Annotated in this window: 13 protein-coding genes; 6 read left to right on the top strand and 7 right to left on the bottom strand. The window is 71.2% G+C overall.

All coding sequences use genetic code 11. The annotated features are described in order from the left end of the window. A partial coding sequence (gene pgl / locus D7V88_RS23735; RefSeq protein WP_120542932.1) for a 6-phosphogluconolactonase occupies positions 1–543 on the bottom strand: 543 nt, incomplete at its 3' end. After that, positions 540–2,081 carry a glucose-6-phosphate dehydrogenase gene (gene zwf, locus D7V88_RS23740; RefSeq protein WP_120542933.1) on the bottom strand — a complete coding sequence of 514 codons (1,542 nt, stop codon included), beginning with the start codon at positions 2,079–2,081 and terminating at the stop codon, positions 540–542. The genes pgl and zwf, both read right to left, overlap by 4 nt. Before the next feature lie 191 nt (positions 2,082–2,272). Between zwf and D7V88_RS23745 the strand changes: the two genes are divergently transcribed. Beyond that, on the top strand, positions 2,273–3,070 hold the full coding sequence (locus D7V88_RS23745) for an SDR family NAD(P)-dependent oxidoreductase (RefSeq protein ID WP_244238347.1): 798 nt from the start codon (positions 2,273–2,275) through the stop codon (positions 3,068–3,070). A gap of 15 nt (positions 3,071–3,085) precedes the next feature. After that, positions 3,086–3,808, top strand: coding sequence for a lysophospholipid acyltransferase family protein (locus D7V88_RS23750; protein ID WP_120542935.1), 723 nt, complete (start codon positions 3,086–3,088; stop codon positions 3,806–3,808). A 72-nt stretch (positions 3,809–3,880) separates the two neighbouring features. Here D7V88_RS23750 and D7V88_RS23755 read toward each other — a convergent pair whose 3' ends face one another. Then, on the bottom strand, positions 3,881–4,561 hold the full coding sequence (locus tag D7V88_RS23755) for a hypothetical protein (RefSeq protein ID WP_120542936.1): 681 nt from the start codon (positions 4,559–4,561) through the stop codon (positions 3,881–3,883). A 479-nt stretch (positions 4,562–5,040) separates the two neighbouring features. On the opposite strand from D7V88_RS23755, the gene D7V88_RS23760 reads away from it, so the two are divergent. Both D7V88_RS23760 and D7V88_RS45235 read left to right on the top strand, forming a co-directional pair. Then, the gene (locus tag D7V88_RS23760) at positions 5,041–6,285 is read left to right on the top strand and encodes an exonuclease SbcCD subunit D (protein ID WP_120542937.1); all 1,245 of its coding nucleotides are present in this window, start codon (positions 5,041–5,043) and stop codon (positions 6,283–6,285) included. Beyond that, positions 6,282–10,304, top strand: coding sequence for an AAA family ATPase (locus tag D7V88_RS45235; protein ID WP_120542938.1), 4,023 nt, complete (start codon positions 6,282–6,284; stop codon positions 10,302–10,304). Before D7V88_RS23760 ends, D7V88_RS45235 begins: the two co-directional genes overlap by 4 nt. A 12-nt stretch (positions 10,305–10,316) precedes the next feature. Here D7V88_RS45235 and D7V88_RS23770 read toward each other — a convergent pair whose 3' ends face one another. Together D7V88_RS23770 and D7V88_RS23775 are read right to left on the bottom strand one after the other, a co-directional pair. Further along, the gene (locus D7V88_RS23770) at positions 10,317–11,267 is read right to left on the bottom strand and encodes a serine/threonine-protein kinase (RefSeq protein WP_120542939.1); all 951 of its coding nucleotides are present in this window, start codon (positions 11,265–11,267) and stop codon (positions 10,317–10,319) included. Further along, positions 11,264–12,076, bottom strand: a complete 813-nt coding sequence (locus D7V88_RS23775) for a TIGR02266 family protein (RefSeq protein WP_120542940.1) — start codon at positions 12,074–12,076, stop codon at positions 11,264–11,266. Before D7V88_RS23775 ends, D7V88_RS23770 begins: the two co-directional genes overlap by 4 nt. Before the next feature lie 194 nt (positions 12,077–12,270). On the opposite strand from D7V88_RS23775, the gene cglD reads away from it, so the two are divergent. Then, positions 12,271–15,693: an adventurous gliding motility lipoprotein CglD gene (gene cglD / locus D7V88_RS23780; RefSeq protein WP_120542941.1), complete on the top strand. Its 3,423-nt coding sequence runs from the start codon at positions 12,271–12,273 to the stop codon at positions 15,691–15,693. Positions 15,694–15,830: 137 nt separating this feature from the next. On the opposite strand, the gene D7V88_RS23785 is transcribed toward cglD, so the two are convergent. Next, positions 15,831–17,591 (bottom strand): M14 family zinc carboxypeptidase, encoded by a 1,761-nt coding sequence (locus D7V88_RS23785; protein WP_120542942.1) that lies wholly within the window; start codon positions 17,589–17,591, stop codon positions 15,831–15,833. A gap of 31 nt (positions 17,592–17,622) precedes the next feature. Continuing rightward, a complete protein-coding gene (locus D7V88_RS23790) occupies positions 17,623–18,558 on the bottom strand; it encodes an MBL fold metallo-hydrolase (protein ID WP_120542943.1) in 936 nt (311 codons plus the stop codon). A 179-nt stretch (positions 18,559–18,737) separates the two neighbouring features. Here D7V88_RS23790 and D7V88_RS23795 point away from each other — a divergent pair. Then, positions 18,738–19,915: sensor histidine kinase (locus D7V88_RS23795; RefSeq protein WP_147448839.1), on the top strand; the 1,178-nt coding region annotated here is incomplete at its 3' end.

Raw genomic sequence — 19,915 nt, forward strand, 5'->3', positions numbered from 1 at the left:
CCCCAGCACCGCCCCCGCGCCCTGGAGCACGGGGAACGTCAGCGTCATCCGCCACGGCGGGGGCTTGGGGCCCTTCACCGCCAGCACCCGCGCGGTGCGCTCCGACAGGGCCGGGTGGCCGGGAAACAGGCTCGCGGTGTGGCCGTCCTCGCCCACGCCGATGAGCACCACGTCCAGCCTGTCGGGCAGCGTCTTCGCGTAGTCGGCGGCGGCGGCGTCACGGTCCTCGCGCTCGCCCTGCATGCGGAACACCTGCGCGTCCGCGAGCTTCAGCGGCGTGAGCAGCGACTCCTTCACCAGCTTGTAGTTGCTGTCCGCGTGGTCGGGCGGCACGAAGCGCTCGTCCACGAAGTACACGTCCACCCGTTCCCAGGGCAGCGTGTGCTCCGCGAGCGCGCGGTACGCGGGGCGCGGCGTGTTGCCGCCCGACAGCGCCAGGCTCACCCGCTGCTTCGTCGCGAGCGCCTTCTGGAGCTCGCGCGCCAGCCAGTCGGAGGCCTCCAGGGCCAGCCTCTCCGGGGGGACGATGAGGGGTTTCGTCATAGCGTGGACCACCGGCGGCCGTTCTTCGCGGGCAGGGCGTTCGCGGCCTCCGGGCCGGTGCTGCCCTTCTCGTACGTGTGCAGCTTGCCGCCCGCGTCGGTCTCCAGCGCGCGCAGGATGGGCGTGATGTAGGCCCAGGCCTGCTCCACGCTGTCCTGGCGCGCGAAGAGGGTGGCGTTGCCGCGCATGCAGTCCAGCAGCAGTCGCTCGTACGCCTCTGGCACGGGCTTCTTGAAGCTCTCCGCGTAGTCCATGTCCATGGTGACGCCGCCGATGTTGACGTCCTCGCCGGGCACCTTGGATTCGAACGACAGCGCGATGCCTTCATGCGGCTGGATGCGCAGCGTGAGCACGTTGGGTTGGAGCCGCTGGCAGGTGGCGCCCCCTCCGCTGAACAGGCCGATGGGCACCGACTTGAAGTGGATGGACACCTCCGTCATGCGCCGCTTCAGGTTCTTGCCCGCGCGCAGGTAGAAGGGCACGCCCTGCCAGCGCCACGAGTCCACGTTCATCTTCAGCGCGACGTACGTGGGCGTGCGCGAGCCCTTCTTCACGCCCTTCTCGTCCTGGTAGCCCTGGTACTGGCCCACGACGACGTGGTCCGGCACGTCCGAGCCCTCCACTGGGCGCAGTGCGCGGAACACCTTGTTCTTCTCATCGCGGATGTCCTCCGCGGCGAAGGAGACGGGGGGCTCCATGGCGCACAGGGCCAGCACCTGGAGCAGGTGGTTCTGCACCATGTCTCGCAGGACGCCCGTCTCGTCGTAGAAGCCGCCGCGGCCCTCCACGCCAATCGTCTCCGCCGCGGTGATTTCCACGTGGTCGATGTGCTGGCGGTTCCACAGCGGTTCGAAGATGGCGTTGGCGAAGCGGAAGACGAGGATGTTCTGCACCGTCTCCTTGCCCAGGTAGTGGTCGATGCGGAAGACCTGCTTCTCATCCAGCACCGCGCTCAGCTCGCGGTTGAGCTCTCGCGCGCTCTCCAGGTCGTGGCCGAAGGGCTTCTCGATGATGAGCCGCCGCCAGGGCTTCTGGCCGGGCTGCTCCTCGCGCGTGAGCAGGCCCGCGCCGGCCAGGCTGTGGATGATCTGCGGGAACGTGGAGGCGGGCGTCGCCATGTAATAGAGCTGGTTGTCGCCCGTCTTGTGGCGCTTGGACACATCCGCCAGCTTGTCGCTCAGGCGCTTGAAGGTGTCCGGGTCGTCATAGCCGCCGGAGACGCATTCGATGCGTTCGGAGAAGGTCTTCCAGGCCGCCTCGTCCACGGGCTGTGTGCGGGCGAACTTCTTCAGGCCCTCCCTCACGTGCTCGCGGAAGGCCTTGTCCTCCAGCGGGGAGCGACTGAAGGCGACAATGGCGAAGTGCTCCGGGAGCAGGTTGGAGCGGGCGAGCTCGAAGAGCGCGGGGAATAGCTTGCGCTCGGCCAGGTCGCCCGTGGCGCCGAAGAGGACCATGGCGCAGGGGTCGGGACGGCCCGCGCTGAACACCGGTTCGCCTTCTCGGGGATGGGTTTCGATGTGAACGCCCTGCGCATCCATGCGGTGTCTCCTCCGGTTCGACCGGGGACCTTAAGGCGCTAATCTGGCGGCCCTGCAAGCGCATTGCAGGAGAATGATGCGGGCCTGACGTCTTGCCTGCCCCGGCCGTTGGGGCCGTCCCGGCTCCTCAGGGGAGCGCGCGGGCAGCCGGGCGGCGTCAGCGGCCGGGGAACATGATATTTCCGGGGGTCATGACGACTCCTCCCGTGGCGCTCATCACCGGGGGTTCGCGTGGCGTGGGCCGCGCGGTCTCCCTCCGCCTGGCCCGTGCCGGCTATGACATCGTCTCCACCTACCGTCGGGACGCGGATGCCGCGGCGACGCTGGCGAAGGAAGTGGAGGCGTTGGGCCGCCGCTGTCGCACGGTGATGGCGGACCAACTGGAGCCCGCGTCCCTGCACGGCGTGTTCGATGTCATCCAGGAGGAGTTCAAGGGCCTGGATGTGTTCGTCGCCAACGCGGCCTCCACCGTCTTCACGCCGCTGATGCAGACGAAGCTGCACCAGATGGACAAGACCTTCAACGTGACGGTGAAGAGCTTCCTCTTGGGCGCGCAGCGCTCCGTGCCGCTGATGGAGGGGCGCAGGGGGCGCATCGTCGCGGTGTCCGGCATGGACTCGCGCATGCCGCTGCCGTTCCATGGCCTGCTGGGCGCGATGAAGGGCGCCATGGAGATCATGGTGAAGTACCTGGCCGCGGAGCTGACCGGTTCGGGCATCCGCGTCAACGCGGTCAACCCGGGCTACATCGACACGGACTCCAGCCGCTTCTACATGGGCGACGCGTGGGCGGGCCTGGAGGAGCGGGTGAAGGAACAGGTGCCCGTGGGCCACGTGGCCAGCGTGGATGAGATTGCGCGCCCCATCGAGTGGCTGTGTTCGGAAGGCTCCGCGTACGTGAACGGCCAGACGCTGGTGGTGGATGGCGGCCTGGAGGTCAACTACGCGATGGGCTTCGCCGCGAACATGACGACGCCGTCCTCGCGCTGACCGCCGCCGCCTTCCATGCGCTACGTCGTCTCGCTGTGGTTCTTCGTGCTGTTCCTGGTCACCGCGCCCCTGCTCTTCACGCTGGGCGCGGTGTTGTTCGTGGTGGCGTACCCACTGGACCCCGACCGCCAGTGGCTGCACGTGCTGGTGTGCCGGTGGTGCTACGGGCTGTGGATGCACGCCTCGCCCGGGTGGAAGGTGCGCGTGGAGGGCCGGGAGCTGTTGCCCAAGGGGCCGTGCGTCTACGTCGTCAACCACCAGTCCTTCGCGGACATCCTGGCGGTGATGGGGCTCTTCACCCCGTACAAGTTCGTGGCGAAGGCGTCGCTGTTCCGCACGCCGCTGGTGGGCTGGATGATGACGCTGCTGGGGTACGTGCCCATCGTGCGCGGCAGCTCGCAGTCGATGGAGCAGTTGCTGGGGCCGTGCCGCAAGTGGCTGCGTCGGGGCATCCCGGTGCTCATCTTCCCGGAGGGCACCTATTCGCCCGGGGAGCTGCTGCCGTTCAAGCGTGGGGCGTTCCAACTGGCGCTGGAGGAGCACGTGCCGGTGGTGCCGGTGCTGGTGCGGGGCACGCGGGAGTTGGTGGACGGGGATGGGCCGTGGATGAGCCCTCGCGCGACCGTGACGGTGCGCGTGCTGCCGGCGCTGCCGCCGGAGAGCTTCGGTCCGGACGCGGTGGCGCTGGCCACGCGCGTGCGTGATCAGTACGTGGAAGCGCTCGCGGTCGCGAGCTGATGGCCTGAGGGGCTGGAGCGGCGCTGCGTGCGCTGCTTCGCCCGGTCTCGCGTCTGGCGCTGCGTGGGTGCTTCAGGCGTGCTCGGAGCCGGGCAGCTCTTCGTCCGTCGGCGCGTCCGAGTGCGGGGATTCCGCCATCGCATGCGATGAGGGCTGGGCGGGAGCGGCCTCGATGACGGCGCGGACCAGCTCATGGGGCGCGCGGAGCAAGGCCTCCAGCGCGTCGGTGCTCGCGGGGACGCCGCGCTGTTCCACCTGGAGCCAGCCGCCCTTGATGCTGACGCGGCGGTGGCCCCTGAGTCCCAGCAGACGCTGCCGCACGTCCGGGGCCAGCAGCACGGGACGCGCCTCCGGCGCCAGGTTCTCCACCAGGAAGGCCGCGTCCAGGTCCGCGTCGCCCAGATGCTCTTCGCGCGGCGTGGTGGCTCCGGGCACCTTGTCCTCGGGGCGCTCGTACTCCAGCAGCAGGTCCGCGGGCAGCGCGCCCTCCAGGTCCAGGCGCAACACGGTGACGGTGTGGCGCTTCTTGCCCCCCGCGCCGCGCTTCCCCGTGGCCAGCAGCAGTGGCCGTCCCCGGTAGCGGCCCTGCACCTCCAGTCGCTTCTCCGCGCAGGTGAGCCCATTCGCCTTCGCGAACGCCTCCCACGCCGCGCGCTGCCGGCGCTTGAGCTGGAAGAGGATGAAGAGGGCCAGGGCGCCCAGGACGAGCAGGGACGCGAGGATGCCGAGCGGAGAAGAGACACCGGGAAGCATGGCGGCGCATTGTGCACCGTCACGCGACGGGTGGACCCTCAAATCCGATCGCGTGCGCACCGCCGTGCTCCGGGCAGGCTTGCAGGGCCCGAACGTGAACACGCGGGAAGGAATCCGTGCGCGTGGAAACGCGTGGAATCCCGCGTGCCTGCATTTCTCCCGGCTGGCACTTCGCTTCACCGGGATGCGCACGGAGCGCGCCCGCGTTGCACGCACGGTGTGACGGAGGGCGTGCGATGGGGCGGTGTCCTCCCAGGTCATCCGCTGGCTCTTCGGGATGCGCCGTGGGGCGTGCGGCGGGAAGGGGAGGACGTAGGAGGAGGGGCACGTGTGCAACCTCCCGGAATGACGTCCTTTTTCGACAATGTCAGAGGGGGCAGGTAAGGGAGCGGGGGCTCGCCGCTTGGAGTCGGGCCGTCACCGGGAGAGGCTGCCCGGCTGGCGCCTGGAGCCGGGCCACGAGGGAGGGTGAACGCCGGATGCGCCTGCTGCACACGTCGGACTGGCACCTGGGACACACGCTTTATGACGTCTCGCGCGAGGAGGAGCACACCGCGTTCCTGACGTGGCTGCTGGCCACGCTGGAGTCGGAAGAGGTGGATGCGCTCCTGGTGGCCGGGGACATCTTCGACACGGCCAACCCCAGCGCGGAGGCGCAGGCGGCCTGGTATCACTTCATCGCGCGCGCGCGCCGTGCGCTGCCGAAGCTGGACGTGGTGGTGGTGGGCGGCAACCACGACTCCGCGGCGCGGCTGGACGCGCCGGATCCGCTGTTCACCGCGCTGGGCGTGCGCGTGGTGGGCGGACTGCCGCGCCACCAGGGCACGTTGGAGCTGGAGCGGCTGGTGGTGCCGGTGCACGACGCGCGCGGGAAGGTGGGCGCGTGGGTGGCGGCGGTGCCGTACCTGCGGCCGTCGGACCTGCCGCCGGTGGGGGATGCGACGGTGGATCGGTTGGTGGAGGGCGTGCGCTCCGTGTACGCGGAGGTGCTGGACGGAGCGCGCAGGCGCCAGCGGTCCGGGCAGGCGCTGGTGACCATGGGCCATTGCTACATGACGGGCTCGGAGCTGTCGGAGCTGAGCGAGCGGAAGATTCTTGGCGGCAACCAGCACGCGCTGCCGGTGGACCTGTTCCCGGAGGACGTCGCGTACGCGGCGCTGGGGCACCTTCACAAGGCCCAGCGCGTGGGTGGGCGCGACGGCGTGCGCTACAGCGGGTCTCCGCTGCCGCTGTCCCTGTCGGAAGCGCACTACAAGCATCAGGTGATGTTGGTGGACCTGGAGGACGGGGCGCTCAAGCAGGTGCGTCCGCTGCCGGTGCCTCGCACGACGGACATGGTGCGCGTGCCCGCACGGGACGCGCTGGCGCTCGCGGACGTGCTGGACCTGCTCGCGGCGCTGCCCGCGTACGAGCCGGGGATGCCGGAGTCGATGCGGCCGTACCTGGAGGTCTGCGTGTCGCTGCCCCGCCCGGAGCCGGCGCTGCGCCACAAGGTGGAGCATGCGCTGGAGGGGCGCGCGGCGCGGCTGGTGAAGCTGACGCCCTTCTACACGGGGACGGGTGGGGCGCTGGCGGACGTGCGGCCGGGGCTGTCTCTGCGGGAGCGCACGCCGGAGGAGGTGTTCCTCGCCCGGTATGCGCGGGACTTCAAGGAGGCGCCCACGCCGGAGCTGCTGGAGTCATTCCACGCGTTGCTCACCCAGGTGCAGGAGGACGCGTCGTGAAGATCCTGGCGATTCGCGGCAGCAACCTCACGAGCTTCTCCGGGGAGTTCAAGCTGGAGTTGGATCAGGCGCCGTTGGACAGGCTGGGCCTGTTCGCCATCTCCGGCGCGACGGGCGCGGGCAAGAGCACGCTCCTGGATGCGCTGTGTCTGGCGTTGTTCGACCGCACGCCAAGGCTCGGTGGGCCCAGCAAGGTGCTGGTGGGTCGCGCGGACGAGGACGAGGAGGCGCGTCTTTCGGCCTACGACGTGCGCGGCATGCTCCGGCGCGGGGCGGGCAAGGGCCATGCGGAGGTGGACTTCCAGGGCAAGGACGGGCGGCGCTACCGGGCGCGCTGGAACGTGTGGCGGGCGCGCGAGCGCGCGGAAGGGCGCTTCCGGCCGCAGGAGCTGAGCCTCACGGACGTGGCCACGGGGCAGTTGTACGGACGCACCAAGGGCGAGGTGCTCCAGGCCATCCAGGAACGGCTGGGGTTGTCGTTCGACCAGTTCCGTCGCTCGGCGCTGCTCGCGCAGGGAGAGTTCGCGGCGTTCCTTCGCGCGGACGCGAACGAGCGCGCGGAGCTGCTGGAGCGGATGACGGGCACGGAGGTGTACAGCCGGCTGTCCGTCGCGGCGCACAAGAAGAACGCGCTGGAGCAGGAGGAGCTGACTCGGCTGTCGCACGGGCTCGCCGCCATCGCGCTGATGTCGGAGGTGGAGCGGGAGGGCGCGCGCGGTCAGTTGGGGGAGGAGGAGGCCGCGCGGGTGCGGGAGGAGGCTCGGCTGCGCGAGGCGGAAGGGGCCCGGGCCTGGTACGCGCTGCGTGCGGAGCTGGTGGGACAGGAACAGGCCTCCGACGTCGCGGTGACGCGGGCGGTGGCGGAGAAGGAGGCGGCGGCGCCTCGCGAGGCCCTGCTGGAGTCGGTGCGCGCGGCGGAGGGGTTCCGCGCGGTCGTGTCGGCGGTGGAGACCGCGGAGCAGCGCTGTGTGATGGCGGAGGCCGAACAGGTCGGCCGGGCGTCGCAGGCGGAAGCGGCGCTCGCGGCGTCGGCGTCGCAGCGCCAGGTGCGGATGCAGGCGGAGGTGGCGAGGGCGGCGGCGCAGGAGGCGGAGGCCTCGATGCGTCCGGCCCTGGAGGAGGCGGCGAGGCTGGACACGCGGCGCGCGGAGGCCGAACGCGAGGCCCGTGAAACCGCGGAGCTGGCGAAGCAGGCCCGAGCGGTGGAGACCGCGTCGCGGGATGCGCTGGCGCTGGTGCGGGACGCGGAGGCGAAGGCCCAGGGGCTGGTGGATGCGGCCCAGGCGTGGCGCGCGTCGCATGCGGGCTGGGAACCCCTGGCCACGGAGTGGCCCCGCTGGCAGCGCGAACTGGAGCGCTACGCGGGCGCCCTCAAGGAAGAGCAGGCGGCGGGGACGGACGCGGACCGGCTTGGCAAGGACGTGGACCGGCTGGGCGGCGAGACCCAGGCGCGGCGCGAGGAGCACCAGGGCTCCGTCGAGGCCGAAGCGCAGGCGCTGGCGCTGGCCACCCATGCGGAGGCGGCGCTGGGGGAGGACGGGGGCGCGGCGCGACGGGCACTCCGGGAGGCCCTGCTGGCGCGGCAGGACGCGCTGGGGGCACTGGCGCTCGCGGGCGAAGGCGCGCGGGCGGAGGGCACGGCGGAAGGCGAAGCGGACTCGGAAGTGAAGGCGCACCGCGAGACCTCCGAACACGCGCGTGGAGAGGCGAAGGACGCGGCGGCGCGGCGTGCGACGCAGGAAGCGATGCTCCAGGAGGCGCGGCGGGCACAGTCGCGCGCGGAGGCCACGCAGGGCCTGGCCTCGCACCGGGCCGCGTTGCACGAGGGCGAAGCCTGTCCGCTGTGCGGCGCGCTCGAGCATCCGTATGCCCGCGAGGGTTCTGCGCTGGAGGGGCTGGTCGCGGAGACCGCGGCCCGGGTGGCGGAGCTGGAGTCGGCGCGGGATGTCGCGGCGAAGCAGGAAGGCGCGGCGAGCGTGCGGCAGGCGACGGCGGACACGGCCGCGACGCAGGCCGAAAGCCGGCGCGAGATCGCGTCCCGCAAGCGCAAGGGTCATCAGGAGTCCTGGCGCGCGGCGCGCGAGCGGTGGATCCGCGCGGTGCTTCCCGGTGTCGATGCACGGGATTCAGCGGATGCGAAGTGGACTCGCACGGCGTCGCAGGCGCGGAAGTCCTCGCGTCGGGTGAAGGGGTCGGGCACGTTGGACGCAGGCGTTGATCAGGAGACGGCTGACTCCGACAACGCAGGCTCGCTGGCTGGGATGTCGGGCACCGTCGCGGGGGGCGCGCTTCCCGAAGGATCCGCCGCGTCCTCGGCAGGCAGGGCCGCGCAATCCCGTGCGGAGGACGCGCTGCCCCCCGAGCACGCGGAGTCCGCCACCGCGCAGGAATGGGCCCGGGGTGCGCAGGAGGACGTGCGCGTCCGGCTCGCGACCCTGCGTGAGGAAGAGGAGTCCGTGGAGGTCCGTGCCGCCGCCGCGCGAGAGGCCCGGGCTCGGTTGGAGACCCTGCGCACGCGGCGCGAAGGCGCGGCCGATGCCCTGCGCAAGGCCGAGGATGGGCTTGCGCGCGCGGTGCAGGCCCATCGGGAGGCACTCCTCCGTCGCGAGACCGCCAGCGATGCGCGAAAGCGTGCGCTCACCGAGGTCGCTCCGCCGTTCGCCAACGAAGCCTCCCCCTGGCAGGAGAAGCTCGCGGAGGACCCTTTGCGCTTCCAGGGCCGGTGCCTGGAGCGCGTGACGAAGTGGCGCGAGCGCGTCGCGGAACTCGAAGCCGCGCAGAAGCGCCTGGACGAAGAGCAGGGCCGCCGTGCCCGGGAAGAAGTCCGCCTCCAGTCCCGGCACGAGGACGCGGAGACCGCGGCGGCCCGCGCGAGCCTCAAGGACGCGGCCTTCCAGGACGCCTCGCAGGCCCGCACGCGACTGCTCCAGGGCCGTCCCACGCAGGAGGTGCGCGCGGAGATCCAGGCCCGGCTCGACACGGCCGTGGACGCCTACGAGCGCGCCCGCGAGGCCGCCGAATCCCTCCAGCAGGCGGAGAAGGTGGCCACCGCGCGCGCCGAGGACGCGGTGCGCCTGCGCGCCGAAGCCGTCCGCGCGCTCGACAGCGCCCAGGCGGTCCTCACCGAACGCCTCGCGGGTCAGGGCACCACGCTGGAGGCACTCAAGGCCCTGCTGTCCCGCGATGCCGCCTGGTGCGACAGCGAGGCGCGCGCGCTCAACGCCCTTCGCGAGTCCGTGGCCCTGGCGCGCGCCGTGCTCGTGGAGCGCCGTGAGCGCCGCGTCCGGCATGAAGCCTCGGGCCTCCCCTCGCTGGCCGAAGCCGACGTCGCTGCCCTCTGCGCGCAACTGCTCACGGATGTCGACGTGCGCCGCCGCGCGGTGGCCATGCTGCGCGCCCGCCTGGACCATGACGACGCGGCCCGTGCACGCCACGGCGCGGAGGCCCGCGCGCTGGAGCTTCGCCGGGGCGAGGCGGAGGTGTGGAAGACGCTGGGCGACCTCATCGGTTCGCACGACGGGAAGAAGTTCAAGGTGTTCGCCCAGAGCCTCACGTTGGACGCCCTGCTGCTGCACGCCAACGCGCACCTGCGCGAACTGGCGCGCCGCTACCGGCTGGAGCGCGTGCCCGGCCACGACCTGGATCTCCAGGTGGTGGACGGCGACATGGGCGACGAGGTGCGCAGCGTGGCCAGCCTCTCCGGTGGTGAGAGCTTCCTCGTGTCGCTGGCGCTCGCGCTGGGGCTGGCCTCGCTGTCGTCGGAGACCACGCAGGTGGAGACCCTCTTCATCGACGAGGGCTTCGGGACGTTGGACCCAGAGACGCTGGAGGTGGCGCTGGCCACGCTCGACGCGCTCCAGGCCACGGGCCGGCAGGTGGGCATCATCTCCCACGTCAGCGGGCTGGCGGAGCGCATCGGCGTGCAGGTGCGCGTGGTGAAGCAGGGCGGCGGTCGCAGCCGGCTGGTGGTGGAAGGCGATGCGGGCATCGCCATGTCCCCGGGACAACAGGTGGCGTGAAGCGTCCGGGCGTCAGCCCGACACCGGCTCCGCGCCCATCAGGCCGCGCACCACCGCGGCCACCGCCAGCGGCGTCGCCACCCGGTCGTCGCTCAGCGCCGCCAGCGCCCGGGCGAACTGCTCCGCCGACGAGAAGCGCTGCGCCGGATGGGGCGCGAGCGCCCGGTCCAACACCAGCGCCAGCGGGTCGGACACCTCGGGCGCCAGCATGCGCACGGGCGTCACCCGCACGCCCCGGATGGAGGCCTCCACCTCCTCCTCGGTGTTGCCCTCGAACGGCGACTCCAGCGACAGCAGCTCGTACAGGAGCACCGCCGCCGCCCACAGGTCCACCGCCACCGACACCTCGCCCGCGAGCAGCTCCGGGGAGCGGTAGTGCAGCTTGCCCATGCGCCGCCAGTCCACCGTCGCGCCCGCGCGTGAGCGCGCCACGCCGAAGTCCGCCAGCTTCACCTCGCCACCGCGCGACAGCAGCACGTTGTGCGGCGACACGTCGCAGTGCACCACCGCTAGCGGCCGCCCCTTGGAGTTGGTGGCCGAGTGCGCGTGCGCCAGCGCCTCCAGCACGTGCCGCACCATCATCACGGAGATGTCGATGGGCAGCTCGATGCGCCGGCGCCGACACTGCGCCAGCACCCGGCCCAGGTCGGTGCCCTCCACCAGCTCCAGCGCCAGGTAGGGGCCGTCCGCCTGATCGCCGTACTCGCGGAAGCCCACGATGTGCGGATGGTTCAGACAGCGCGCCAGCTCCGCCTCGTGCAGCAACTGCTCGCGCGCCTCGGGGTCCCTCGCGCGCTCCGGACGCACGCGCTTGAGGGCCACCTCCTCGCCCGCCAGCATCCCCTGCAGCATCCGCGCGCGGAACACCTCCGCGTTGCCGCCGCGCCCCAGCCGGGACAGCAACTGGAAGCGTCCGCAGTCGCGGGGCCACTTCTCCGGTGAGCCTTCCTCCTGCGTCGTCACGCCTTCTCTCCGACCAGACTCGCCAGATAGTCATCCAGCGTCCGCGAGAAGGTGGCGTCGTCACTCAGGAAGGCCAGCCCCACGCCGCCCGTGTACGGCGCATCCACCACGTGCACCACCAGCGCTTCGCCCTGCAACCGCTGGCCGTTGGGCAGCTTCACGTCCACGGTGACGACACTGTCCTGCGGCGGACGGTGCGCCGTGCGCACGAAGAGACCGCCGTTGGAGATGTTCAGCGCGTGCTCCCGCACGAAGTCCAGCTCCGTGCGGAACTCCAGTTCCAGCTTCACGGCGAAGCGCCGGCCCCGGCGCTGCACCCCTTCCTCCTGGGGCTCCTCCTCCGGCGCGCGGTAGGGCTCGCCGCCCCGCGTGGGCGCGGGTGAGGCTTCCGGCGCGGGCGCGGGCGTGGGGGGCGTGGATGCGGACGGCGACGGTCCTCGCGCGGCCAGGGCCTCCAGGTGTTGCTGGAGCTCCTGCGCCGCCTGCGCGCGCTCTTCGCCGGTGAACGGCGTGCCGCCCGCCAGCGTCTTCGAGCGCAGGGCGTCCCGCTCCGACTTGGGCAGCCGCCACAACTCCACGAAGGTGCCGCCGCTCTTGCGCACCTCCTCGCCCAACCGCTCCACCGCCGCGCGCGGATATCCGGGCACCTCCACCTTCACCTCCAGCGCGCCCTCCTCATCGCGGAACGCCACCAGCAATTGCATGGACTGCGCGGACGGCAACAACGCGCCCAGGCCCTCCACCACGGACGCCGCCTTCGCGGGCGACGCCCCTCCCCTCCACACCGCCGCGAGACCGAAGACAGGCACGGGCCGGACGATAGCCGCGCCCCCCTCTCCCACGTCCAGACAGTGCGGTCGGAAACAGGCGATAGCGGCGGACGCAAAGTTTCCAAATCGAGATGCGTCCCTCCAACCAGGGGAGCACCTACATCGGAAAACCGCTCGGCTCCCTCTATGCTGGGGCCTCTCCGTAAACCCCCCTTCCCGGAGTGCCAACTCGTATGCGCAATTGGATCCGACTCTTCTCCGGCACCCTGCTCGCGGCCACGCTGCTTGCGGGCTGCGGCGGCACTGACCCAGACCCCGATCCAGGCCCTGGCCCGGGAACCGACGCAGGTCCCACCACGGACGGTGGCGGCGACACGGACGCGGGTGAAGTCGACGCGGGCTTCGACGCCGGTTACGTCGAGGACGCAGGCATCATTGTTGACCCCGATCCCGACCCGGGCAAGGTCCCCACCGACCCGTACGATCCGAACAACGCCACCAAGGACTCGGACTGTGACGGCCTGACGGACCAGGAGGAGTACTCCACCGTCTACACGGGCGGGCTGAAGACGAGCCCCGGCCTGCGCGACACCGACGGCGACGGCATCCGCGACGGCGTGGAAGTGGGCCGCACGAGCAGCGTGGTCCCCACCTGTTCGTTCTACCCGGATGAGGATCCGACCTCGCGCACCTCGCCGGTGAAGATGGACACGGACGGCGACGGCCTGTCGGACGGCCTGGAGGACGCCGACCGCAACGGCAAGCGCGACAACGGGGAGACGGACCCCAACACCGCGGACTCCGACAACGACGGCCTGTCCGACGGCGTCGAGGACGCGAACAAGAACGGCTCGCTGAGCCCCGGTGAGACGGATCCGCGCAAGCGCGACACCGACGATGACGGCCTGCCAGACGGCCTGGAGAAGTCCACCGGCACGGACCCGCTCAAGCCCGACACCGACGGCGACACCTGCTCGGATGGTTCGGAGGACACGAACAAGAACGGCATCCACGACCCGGGTGAGAAGAACCCGCGCGTGGCGGACTGCGCCGCGTCCATCCCCGACTCGGACTTCGACGGCATCCCGGACGCGGTGGAGGACGCCACCCAGACGGACAAGAACAAGGCCGACACGGACGGCGACGGCGTGGCGGACGGCGTCGAGGACAAGAACAAGAACGGCCGCGTGGACTCCGGTGAGACGGACCCGCGCCTGACGGACACCGACTGCGACGGCCTCCAGGACGGAGCCGGCCGCAACGGCTTCCTCGGAGAGGACCCCAACTCCAACGGCAAGGTGGAGGCCGGCGAGACGGACCCCACCAACCCGGACACCGACGGCGACGGCCTGCTGGACGGCGTGGAGCGCGGCGTGGCGACCGCCGCGGCCCCGCTCAACTGCGGCTACTCCGGCGACGCGGACCCCACGACGAAGACGGACCCCAACAAGCCGGACACCGACGGTGACGGCATCCCCGACGGCGCGGAGGACTCCGACCAGAACGGCCGCGTGGATCCGGGTGAGTTGAACCCGAACAACCCGGCGGACGGCGCGGCCAACACGCCGGCGGGCAAGGCCTGCAGCGTGCAGAACCTGCGCACGGTGACGTTCAAGGAGGAGAGCGGCGCGGACATGCGGCTGGCGCTGCCCAACACCTTCAAGACCGCCAACCTGATCAACATCAAGGCGTCCGGCGGCCAGACGGTGGGCGTGATGGGCTACGACGACACCAAGCAGGTGACGTTCATCGCCTACAAGCGCGGTCAGGTCCCCGGCTCCACCACCCCCTCGGGTGACGAGTCGGGCATCCGCACCGGCACGCCCGCGCTGGCGCCGGCGGACGTGGAGTTCACCCAGACGTTCACCACGTGGGACGGCTTCCCCGCGGCGGTGTCGCGCTACGCGCTCGCCGGCACGGCGGACCTGAAGACCTTCACCAACACGCTGGCGAAGGCGCTCGTGCCCTCCACCACGGACGCGCTGGGCGGCACCGCGGGCATCACCGGTCCGTTCAAGATTCAAGCGCAGTACGTGCACCGCTCCAACGACAGCGTGGTGGTGGTGCTCGCCATCACCCCGGCCGCCCGCTACAACGAGGCGGGCAGCCTGTTCACCCTGGCGGACACGGCGGGCGGTTCCGCGCTGGCGCAGTTCGGTGACGCGGACGCGGTGCAGTGCGAGGTTTTCACCGGCAACACCGCGGTGGTGGACTTCCTCTTCGTCGTGGACGACAGCGGTTCCATGGCGTCGTCGCAGACGTCGCTGGCGAACGCGGGCACGGCGGTGGCCAACAAGCTGGGCAACGCGACGCTGGACTGGCGCCTGGCCATGGTGACGACCAGCTACACCGTGGGCAGCAGCGTCAACCGCAACGTGCTGCGCCCCTTCACCACCAACGTCAACCAGTTCAAGGCGTGGCTGACCCAGAAAGCGGTGTGCAACAACAACGTGTGCGCCGTGCAGGGCGGAACCACCCAGAACCCGACGTACACGCCCCTGCCGAACACCACGTGCGCGGCCAACACGCAGTGCTGGGTTGGCCTGGCCGGTGACGGCAGCGAGCGTTCGCTGGAGGCGGCGCGCAAGGCCATCAACGACATGGCCGCGTCCACGGGAGCGGCGGACACGAAGCTGCGTCCGGGCGCCAAGGTGGTGGTGGTCATCCTCACGGACGTGAAGGACCAGTCCACGGACACCATCGCGAACTACTCGGCGTACTTCCTCAACACCGGCACCACGTCCGGAACGACGAGCAACCCCACCGCGCAGCCCATCCAGGTCCACGGCATCATCTGCCCGCCGGATGGCGCCCCCTGCTACTCGGGTGAGGACAACAAGAACCCGCGCCACCTGGACGTCATCCAGGCCACGGGCGGCGTGTCCGGCAGCATCCGGGACAACGCCTCCATCACCAACACCATCAACGCCATCGTGGACAGCGTCATCGCCTCGGTGGGTTACCGGACGCTCAAGCCGCCCATCGGCGCGTCCTTGAAGGTGGCCGTGGCCGAAGTGGCGGACCCCGCGCTGTGCCCGAACATCGGGGACCTGCCGCGCAGCCGCACCAACGGCTTCGACGTGGACGGCATCAACCGCACCGTGTCCTTCTACGGCGCGTGCCGTCCCAAGACGTCCGGCCAGACGCAGGCGGCGCTGTCGTACCGCTACTGGATCGACCGCTCGAACGAAGCCAACGGCAGCCCGCCGCCCTGTTCGTCGGACACCCAGTACTACGACCCGAACGACCCGGACTTCTGCAAGAGCAAGCTCGCTTGCAACCGCGTCACCGACAAGTGCGAGTGCCCGTCCGACTGCGGCGGCACCGCGCCCGCGGGCCAGGTGTGCAACACCGACCGCGCCGTGTGTGACTTCACCTGCGCGCCGGACTGCGGTGGCGAGTGCGGCACGTTCGAGACGTGCAACACGAACTCCTGCTCGTGCTCCTGCGTGCAGTCCGCGTCCTGCGCGGCGGGCTACAAGTTCGACAACAACGCCTGCGGCTGCGTCTGCGACACGGGCGCGCTCAACTGCGGCACCGGCTTCGCGGCCGACCCGGGCCTCTGCGCCTGCGTCTGCCAGCCGGACTGCGGCGGCTGCGCCCCGGGCTTCACGTGCAACGTCAGCGCGTGTGCCTGCGAGAAGCCCATCGGTTGATGCGACTGGAATGAAAACGCTCCCCCGGCGCCACGTGGACCGGGGGAGCGGCGGTGACTGAAGCACTGCATCCCGAAGCCCCCGGTCTTCACGTCCCCAAGCGGGACCTGAGGGTCGGGGGTTTCTTCGTTCCGGTGCTACTTCACCCCGCCAGCGGCCTGGGGAAGGCTGGCGACACGGTAGACGGGGTAGAGGCCGAAGCGCTCATCCCAGGCCGGGTGGCGCTCCGCGAAGAAGCGCAGGCGGGCGTGCGGGTCCTTCGCGAACGCGGGGTCCTTCAGGCGCTCCTGGAAGGCGGCCTTCACGCCCGCGTCCTTCGCGAGCAGCTCCCGGGCGAAGGGCTCCACGACGTAGTCCTCGATGTATTCCTTCTGCTCGAAGTGGGCGTTGAAGAAGCCCCATGCCAGGAGCGAGTCCGGGCCGGAAGGCTCGAACAGGTGCGCCACCAACTGCACGTTCTTCTGCGCCACGGGCACGTAGAGCGAGCCCGCGGGCACGTCCTGCGTGTCCGGCTTCCAGTCGCCCTTCGCGGTAAGGCCCTGGTGGCCTTCGTTGGACTGCGGGCGGAACTGGAAGTCCTTCGTGCGGAATGACTCCACCTTCGCGGCGGGCACCGCGCGGGGGATGCGCTGGAACGTGATGCCCTGCGTGACGAGCTTGGGCTCCACCCACGCGGCGTGGCCAGCGGGGACGACGTAGCCGCCCGTGGGCAGCGTCACGGTGAGCGCGGGCTTCAAGTCCGGCGCGTACGGCACCGTCCACGTCTGGGGCTTCGTGTCGTCGTAGCGGATCCACGGCTGACCGGAGATGTCCGACGGCGTGCGCTCGTACGCGTAGCCCTTGAACGCGAGCGTCTCCCGCTTCGCGGTGTTCTCCCAGCCGAGCACCACCTCGCGCACCTGGCCGGAGACGGCCTTCTGGTCCTCCGCCTTCACGGCGGCCTGGAGCGCGGCGCCGTCCCGGGCGACGAGCCGCAACAGGCCGTCCATCACGTCGCGGGTGGCCTTCACGCGCTGCGCATGGGTCTTCCACGAGTGCGTCTCCACCAGCACGCCGAAGCGGTGGTGGATGGCCCAGAAGCCGTGGCTGAAGCGCGGCGGGGGGACGCCGTAGGCGAAGCCGCTCGTCGGGTCGTCGTCCTGGAGGAAGGACGGGTAGAAGCCGAGCGGCTGGTGGCCCTGCGCGGTGAGGCCGGTGAAGAGCTCCGCGACCAGCTTCGTGCCCAGCGCCTGGAGCGCGGGCGGGCCGGACTTCTGGGGCTCGATTGCGACGGACACATCGGGTTCGAACTTGGCGCCGTCGGTGACGTGCAGGTCCACATAGACGAGCGGATCCCACGCGTTGAGGTACTTGAGCAGCAGCGCCATCTCCGGCGCGTCCACCTTCACGTAGTCGCGGTTGAGGTTGAGGTTGCGCGCGGTGGTGCGAAAGCCCATCTCCTCCGGGCCCACCTGGTTGGGGCGGTGGTTGGGGTTGAAGCGCTCATGGCCGTCCAGGTTGAAGACGGGGACGAAGACGGCGGTGACGCCCTTGAGCACGTCCGGCAGCGCCTTGCCCTGGAGCGCCTCCCGGAAGAGCCAGTAGCCGGCGTCCTTGCCGTCGATTTCGCCCGCGTGGATGCCGCCCTGGAAGAAGACGACGGGGCGCTGCTTCTTGCGCGCCGCGTCCGCCGTGAGGGTGCCGTCCTGGCTGACGACCAGCGCCACCAGCGGGCGCCCCTCCGGGGACAGGCCCAGCGTGTCGCAGCGCGCCCTGCCGGGGAACGCCTTGGGAAAGGCGCGGCAGAGGCCTTCCGCTTCCGCGTAGCGGCCGGTGCGCGTCCAGCCGCTCTGCTCGGAGGTGGAGGTGAGGGGTGGTGCCTGCGTGAGGACCAGGGCGGTGAGGGTGGGCAGGAGCATGCCTGCTTGAGAACACAAGCCCCGCCGGGGCTCAACCGTGGCGCACGGTGTGCGTACCACCCACGGGCAGCACGTGCACGCGGTCGCGCGGCCAGCCCCGGCGCAGCCACTCCGCGTCCAGGCGGATGGGCGGCTCCTCGAGCGGTTCGTCGGTGAGCTTGAACGTGCCCCAGTGCATGGCGAAGAACGCGAGCGCGCCCAGGTCCTCGAAGGCCTGCACGGCCTCCTCCGGGTTCATGTGCTGGAAGCGCATGAACCACGCCGGGTCATAGGCGCCAATGGGCAGGAGCGCCGCGTCCAGGTGCGGGAACCGGGCGCCAATCTCCTTGAAGCCCTGGAAGTAGGCGGTGTCGCCGGAGTGGTAGACGCGCGCGCTGGAGCCCTCCACCACGAAGCCGCCCCACAGCATCTGGTTGGCGTCGTTGAGGCCGCGACGGCTCCAGTGCTGCGACGGCACGTAGTGCACGCGCACGGGGCCCACCTGCGTGGACTCCCACCAGTCCAGCTCGCTGAAGGGCAGGCCCTCGCCCTGGAAGATGGGCGCGTGGCCCAGGCCGGTGATGACGCGGGCCCCCACCTGCTTGAGCGTGGGCAGGTCCAGGTGGTCGTAGTGGTTGTGGGACACGAGGCTCGCGGTGATGGGCGGCAGCTTCTCCACCGGGATGCCGGGCGGCACGTTGCGGTGGATGACGACGTTGATGGCGTCGCGCAGCACCGGGTCGATGAGCAGCGACACGCCATCCAGTTGCACGAGCCAGCTCGCGTGGCCCAGCCACGTCAGCCGCGCGCCTTCTCCCGGAGCGGGTGGGGTGGCGAGCACCGCGAGGTCCGGCTCCACGTGCGGCACGGGCGCGCGCGCGGGCGACTTGCGGCGCTTGCCCGACAGCTTGTCCACCACGGCCCACTTGAAGACGGTGTTGAACGGGTGCGGTCCGCTGCCATCCAGGTTCTTGAAGCGCATCGCCATGAGTGGCTCCCCGTGTCGGGCATCCCTTGAGGATGGACCCGCACGCCTCTCGGGTGGAGTCATGCTCGGCTGGCGGGTCGGGGCGCAAGGGGAATGAGTGGCTTGTCCCGCCGGGGCTCCGCTGGAGGACACGGAAGGCAGCGCGGGCCTTGGGCCCTGGCCTTATAAGAAGGCCCGCGATGCGACCTGTCTCCGGCACCACCACCCGCAGGTTGTTGCTCGCGTTCGGCGCGCTGGTGGCGTTGTTCGCGGCGGCGTCGGCCTACGCGCTCGGCCGGCTGTCGGACATCCATGAGGGCACGCATGCCCTGCGCGAGGTGGGCGGGCGGGCGCGGGAGGCGCGCGAGCTGGCCACGGCGGTGCGCGACCAGTACGCGCACCTGGCGCACACCCTCATCCTGGGCAATGACAGCCACCGGCACTTCCACACCGAAGCCCGCGCTCGCGTGCAGGCGCTGACGCGCGGCCTTTCGGAGCAGGCCCGTGACGCGGAGGAGCGCGCGGCGGTGGCGGACATCCAGGCGGCGGGCGACGCGCTGGACGTGCTGTACCGGGACACGCTGCTGCCCGCGGTGATGGCCAAGGACGCGCGCGCGGCGGAGGCGGCCCACGGGCGGGCCCTGGAGTGGGTGTCGCGCATCCAGGCGCGGGTGGATGGGCTGACGGAGCGGTGGGATGCGTCGATGGGGGCGTTCGAGGCGCACGTGGGCGCGGTGGAGCGCGACAGCTTCCGCTGGGCGCTGCTGTTCCTGGGCGGGGCCACGCTGTTCGCGGCGGGCGTGGGCGTCTACATCGGCAATTCGGTGGCCCGTCCGGTGGCGCGGCTGTCGGAGGGCGCGGCGCGGCTGGCGCGCGGGGACCTGGACGTGCGCATCCCGGAGGATGACCCGGGGGAGCTGGGCCATCTGGCCGCGCAGCTCAACCGGATGACGGGGGCGCTGCGCGAGCATCAGGCGCAGTTGGTCCAGCACGAGAAGCTCGCGGGCATCGGCCGGCTGGCGGCGGGCGTGGCGCATGAAATCAACAACCCGCTGGGCGTCATCCTCGGGTACGTGCGGCTGTTGCAGCGGCGGGCGGAGGGCTCGCTCGCGGAGGACCTGCGCGTGGTGGAGGAGGAGGCGGTGCGCTGCCAGGACATCGTGGAGGGGCTGCTGGATTTGTCCCGGCCGGGGCGCGGGCCGGTGGAGCCGGTGGCGCTGCGCGAGGCGTGCGAGGACGTCGTGGCCCGCATGCGCGAGTCCGCCCTCCTGGGCCCGGTGACGGTGGAGGTCCACGGTGAAGGCGTCGCGTGGGTGCAGCCGCCCCGGTTGCGGCAGGTGCTGCTCAACCTCATGAAGAACGCGGCGGAGGCGGCGGG

Source organism: Corallococcus terminator (genome assembly GCF_003611635.1).
Classification (GTDB): Bacteria; Myxococcota; Myxococcia; order Myxococcales; family Myxococcaceae; genus Corallococcus; species Corallococcus terminator.

Coding starts and splice junctions, on each gene's coding strand:
- D7V88_RS23785 (WP_120542942.1), bottom strand. CDS start 17,591: ATGCTCCTGCCCACCCTCACCGCCCTGGTCCTCACGCAGGCACCACCC.
- D7V88_RS23755 (WP_120542936.1), bottom strand. CDS start 4,561: ATGCTTCCCGGTGTCTCTTCTCCGCTCGGCATCCTCGCGTCCCTGCTC.
- D7V88_RS23760 (WP_120542937.1), top strand. CDS start 5,041: ATGCGCCTGCTGCACACGTCGGACTGGCACCTGGGACACACGCTTTAT.
- D7V88_RS23790 (WP_120542943.1), bottom strand. CDS start 18,558: ATGGCGATGCGCTTCAAGAACCTGGATGGCAGCGGACCGCACCCGTTC.
- zwf (WP_120542933.1), bottom strand. CDS start 2,081: ATGGATGCGCAGGGCGTTCACATCGAAACCCATCCCCGAGAAGGCGAA.
- cglD (WP_120542941.1), top strand. CDS start 12,271: ATGCGCAATTGGATCCGACTCTTCTCCGGCACCCTGCTCGCGGCCACG.
- D7V88_RS23745 (WP_244238347.1), top strand. CDS start 2,273: ATGACGACTCCTCCCGTGGCGCTCATCACCGGGGGTTCGCGTGGCGTG.
- D7V88_RS23750 (WP_120542935.1), top strand. CDS start 3,086: ATGCGCTACGTCGTCTCGCTGTGGTTCTTCGTGCTGTTCCTGGTCACC.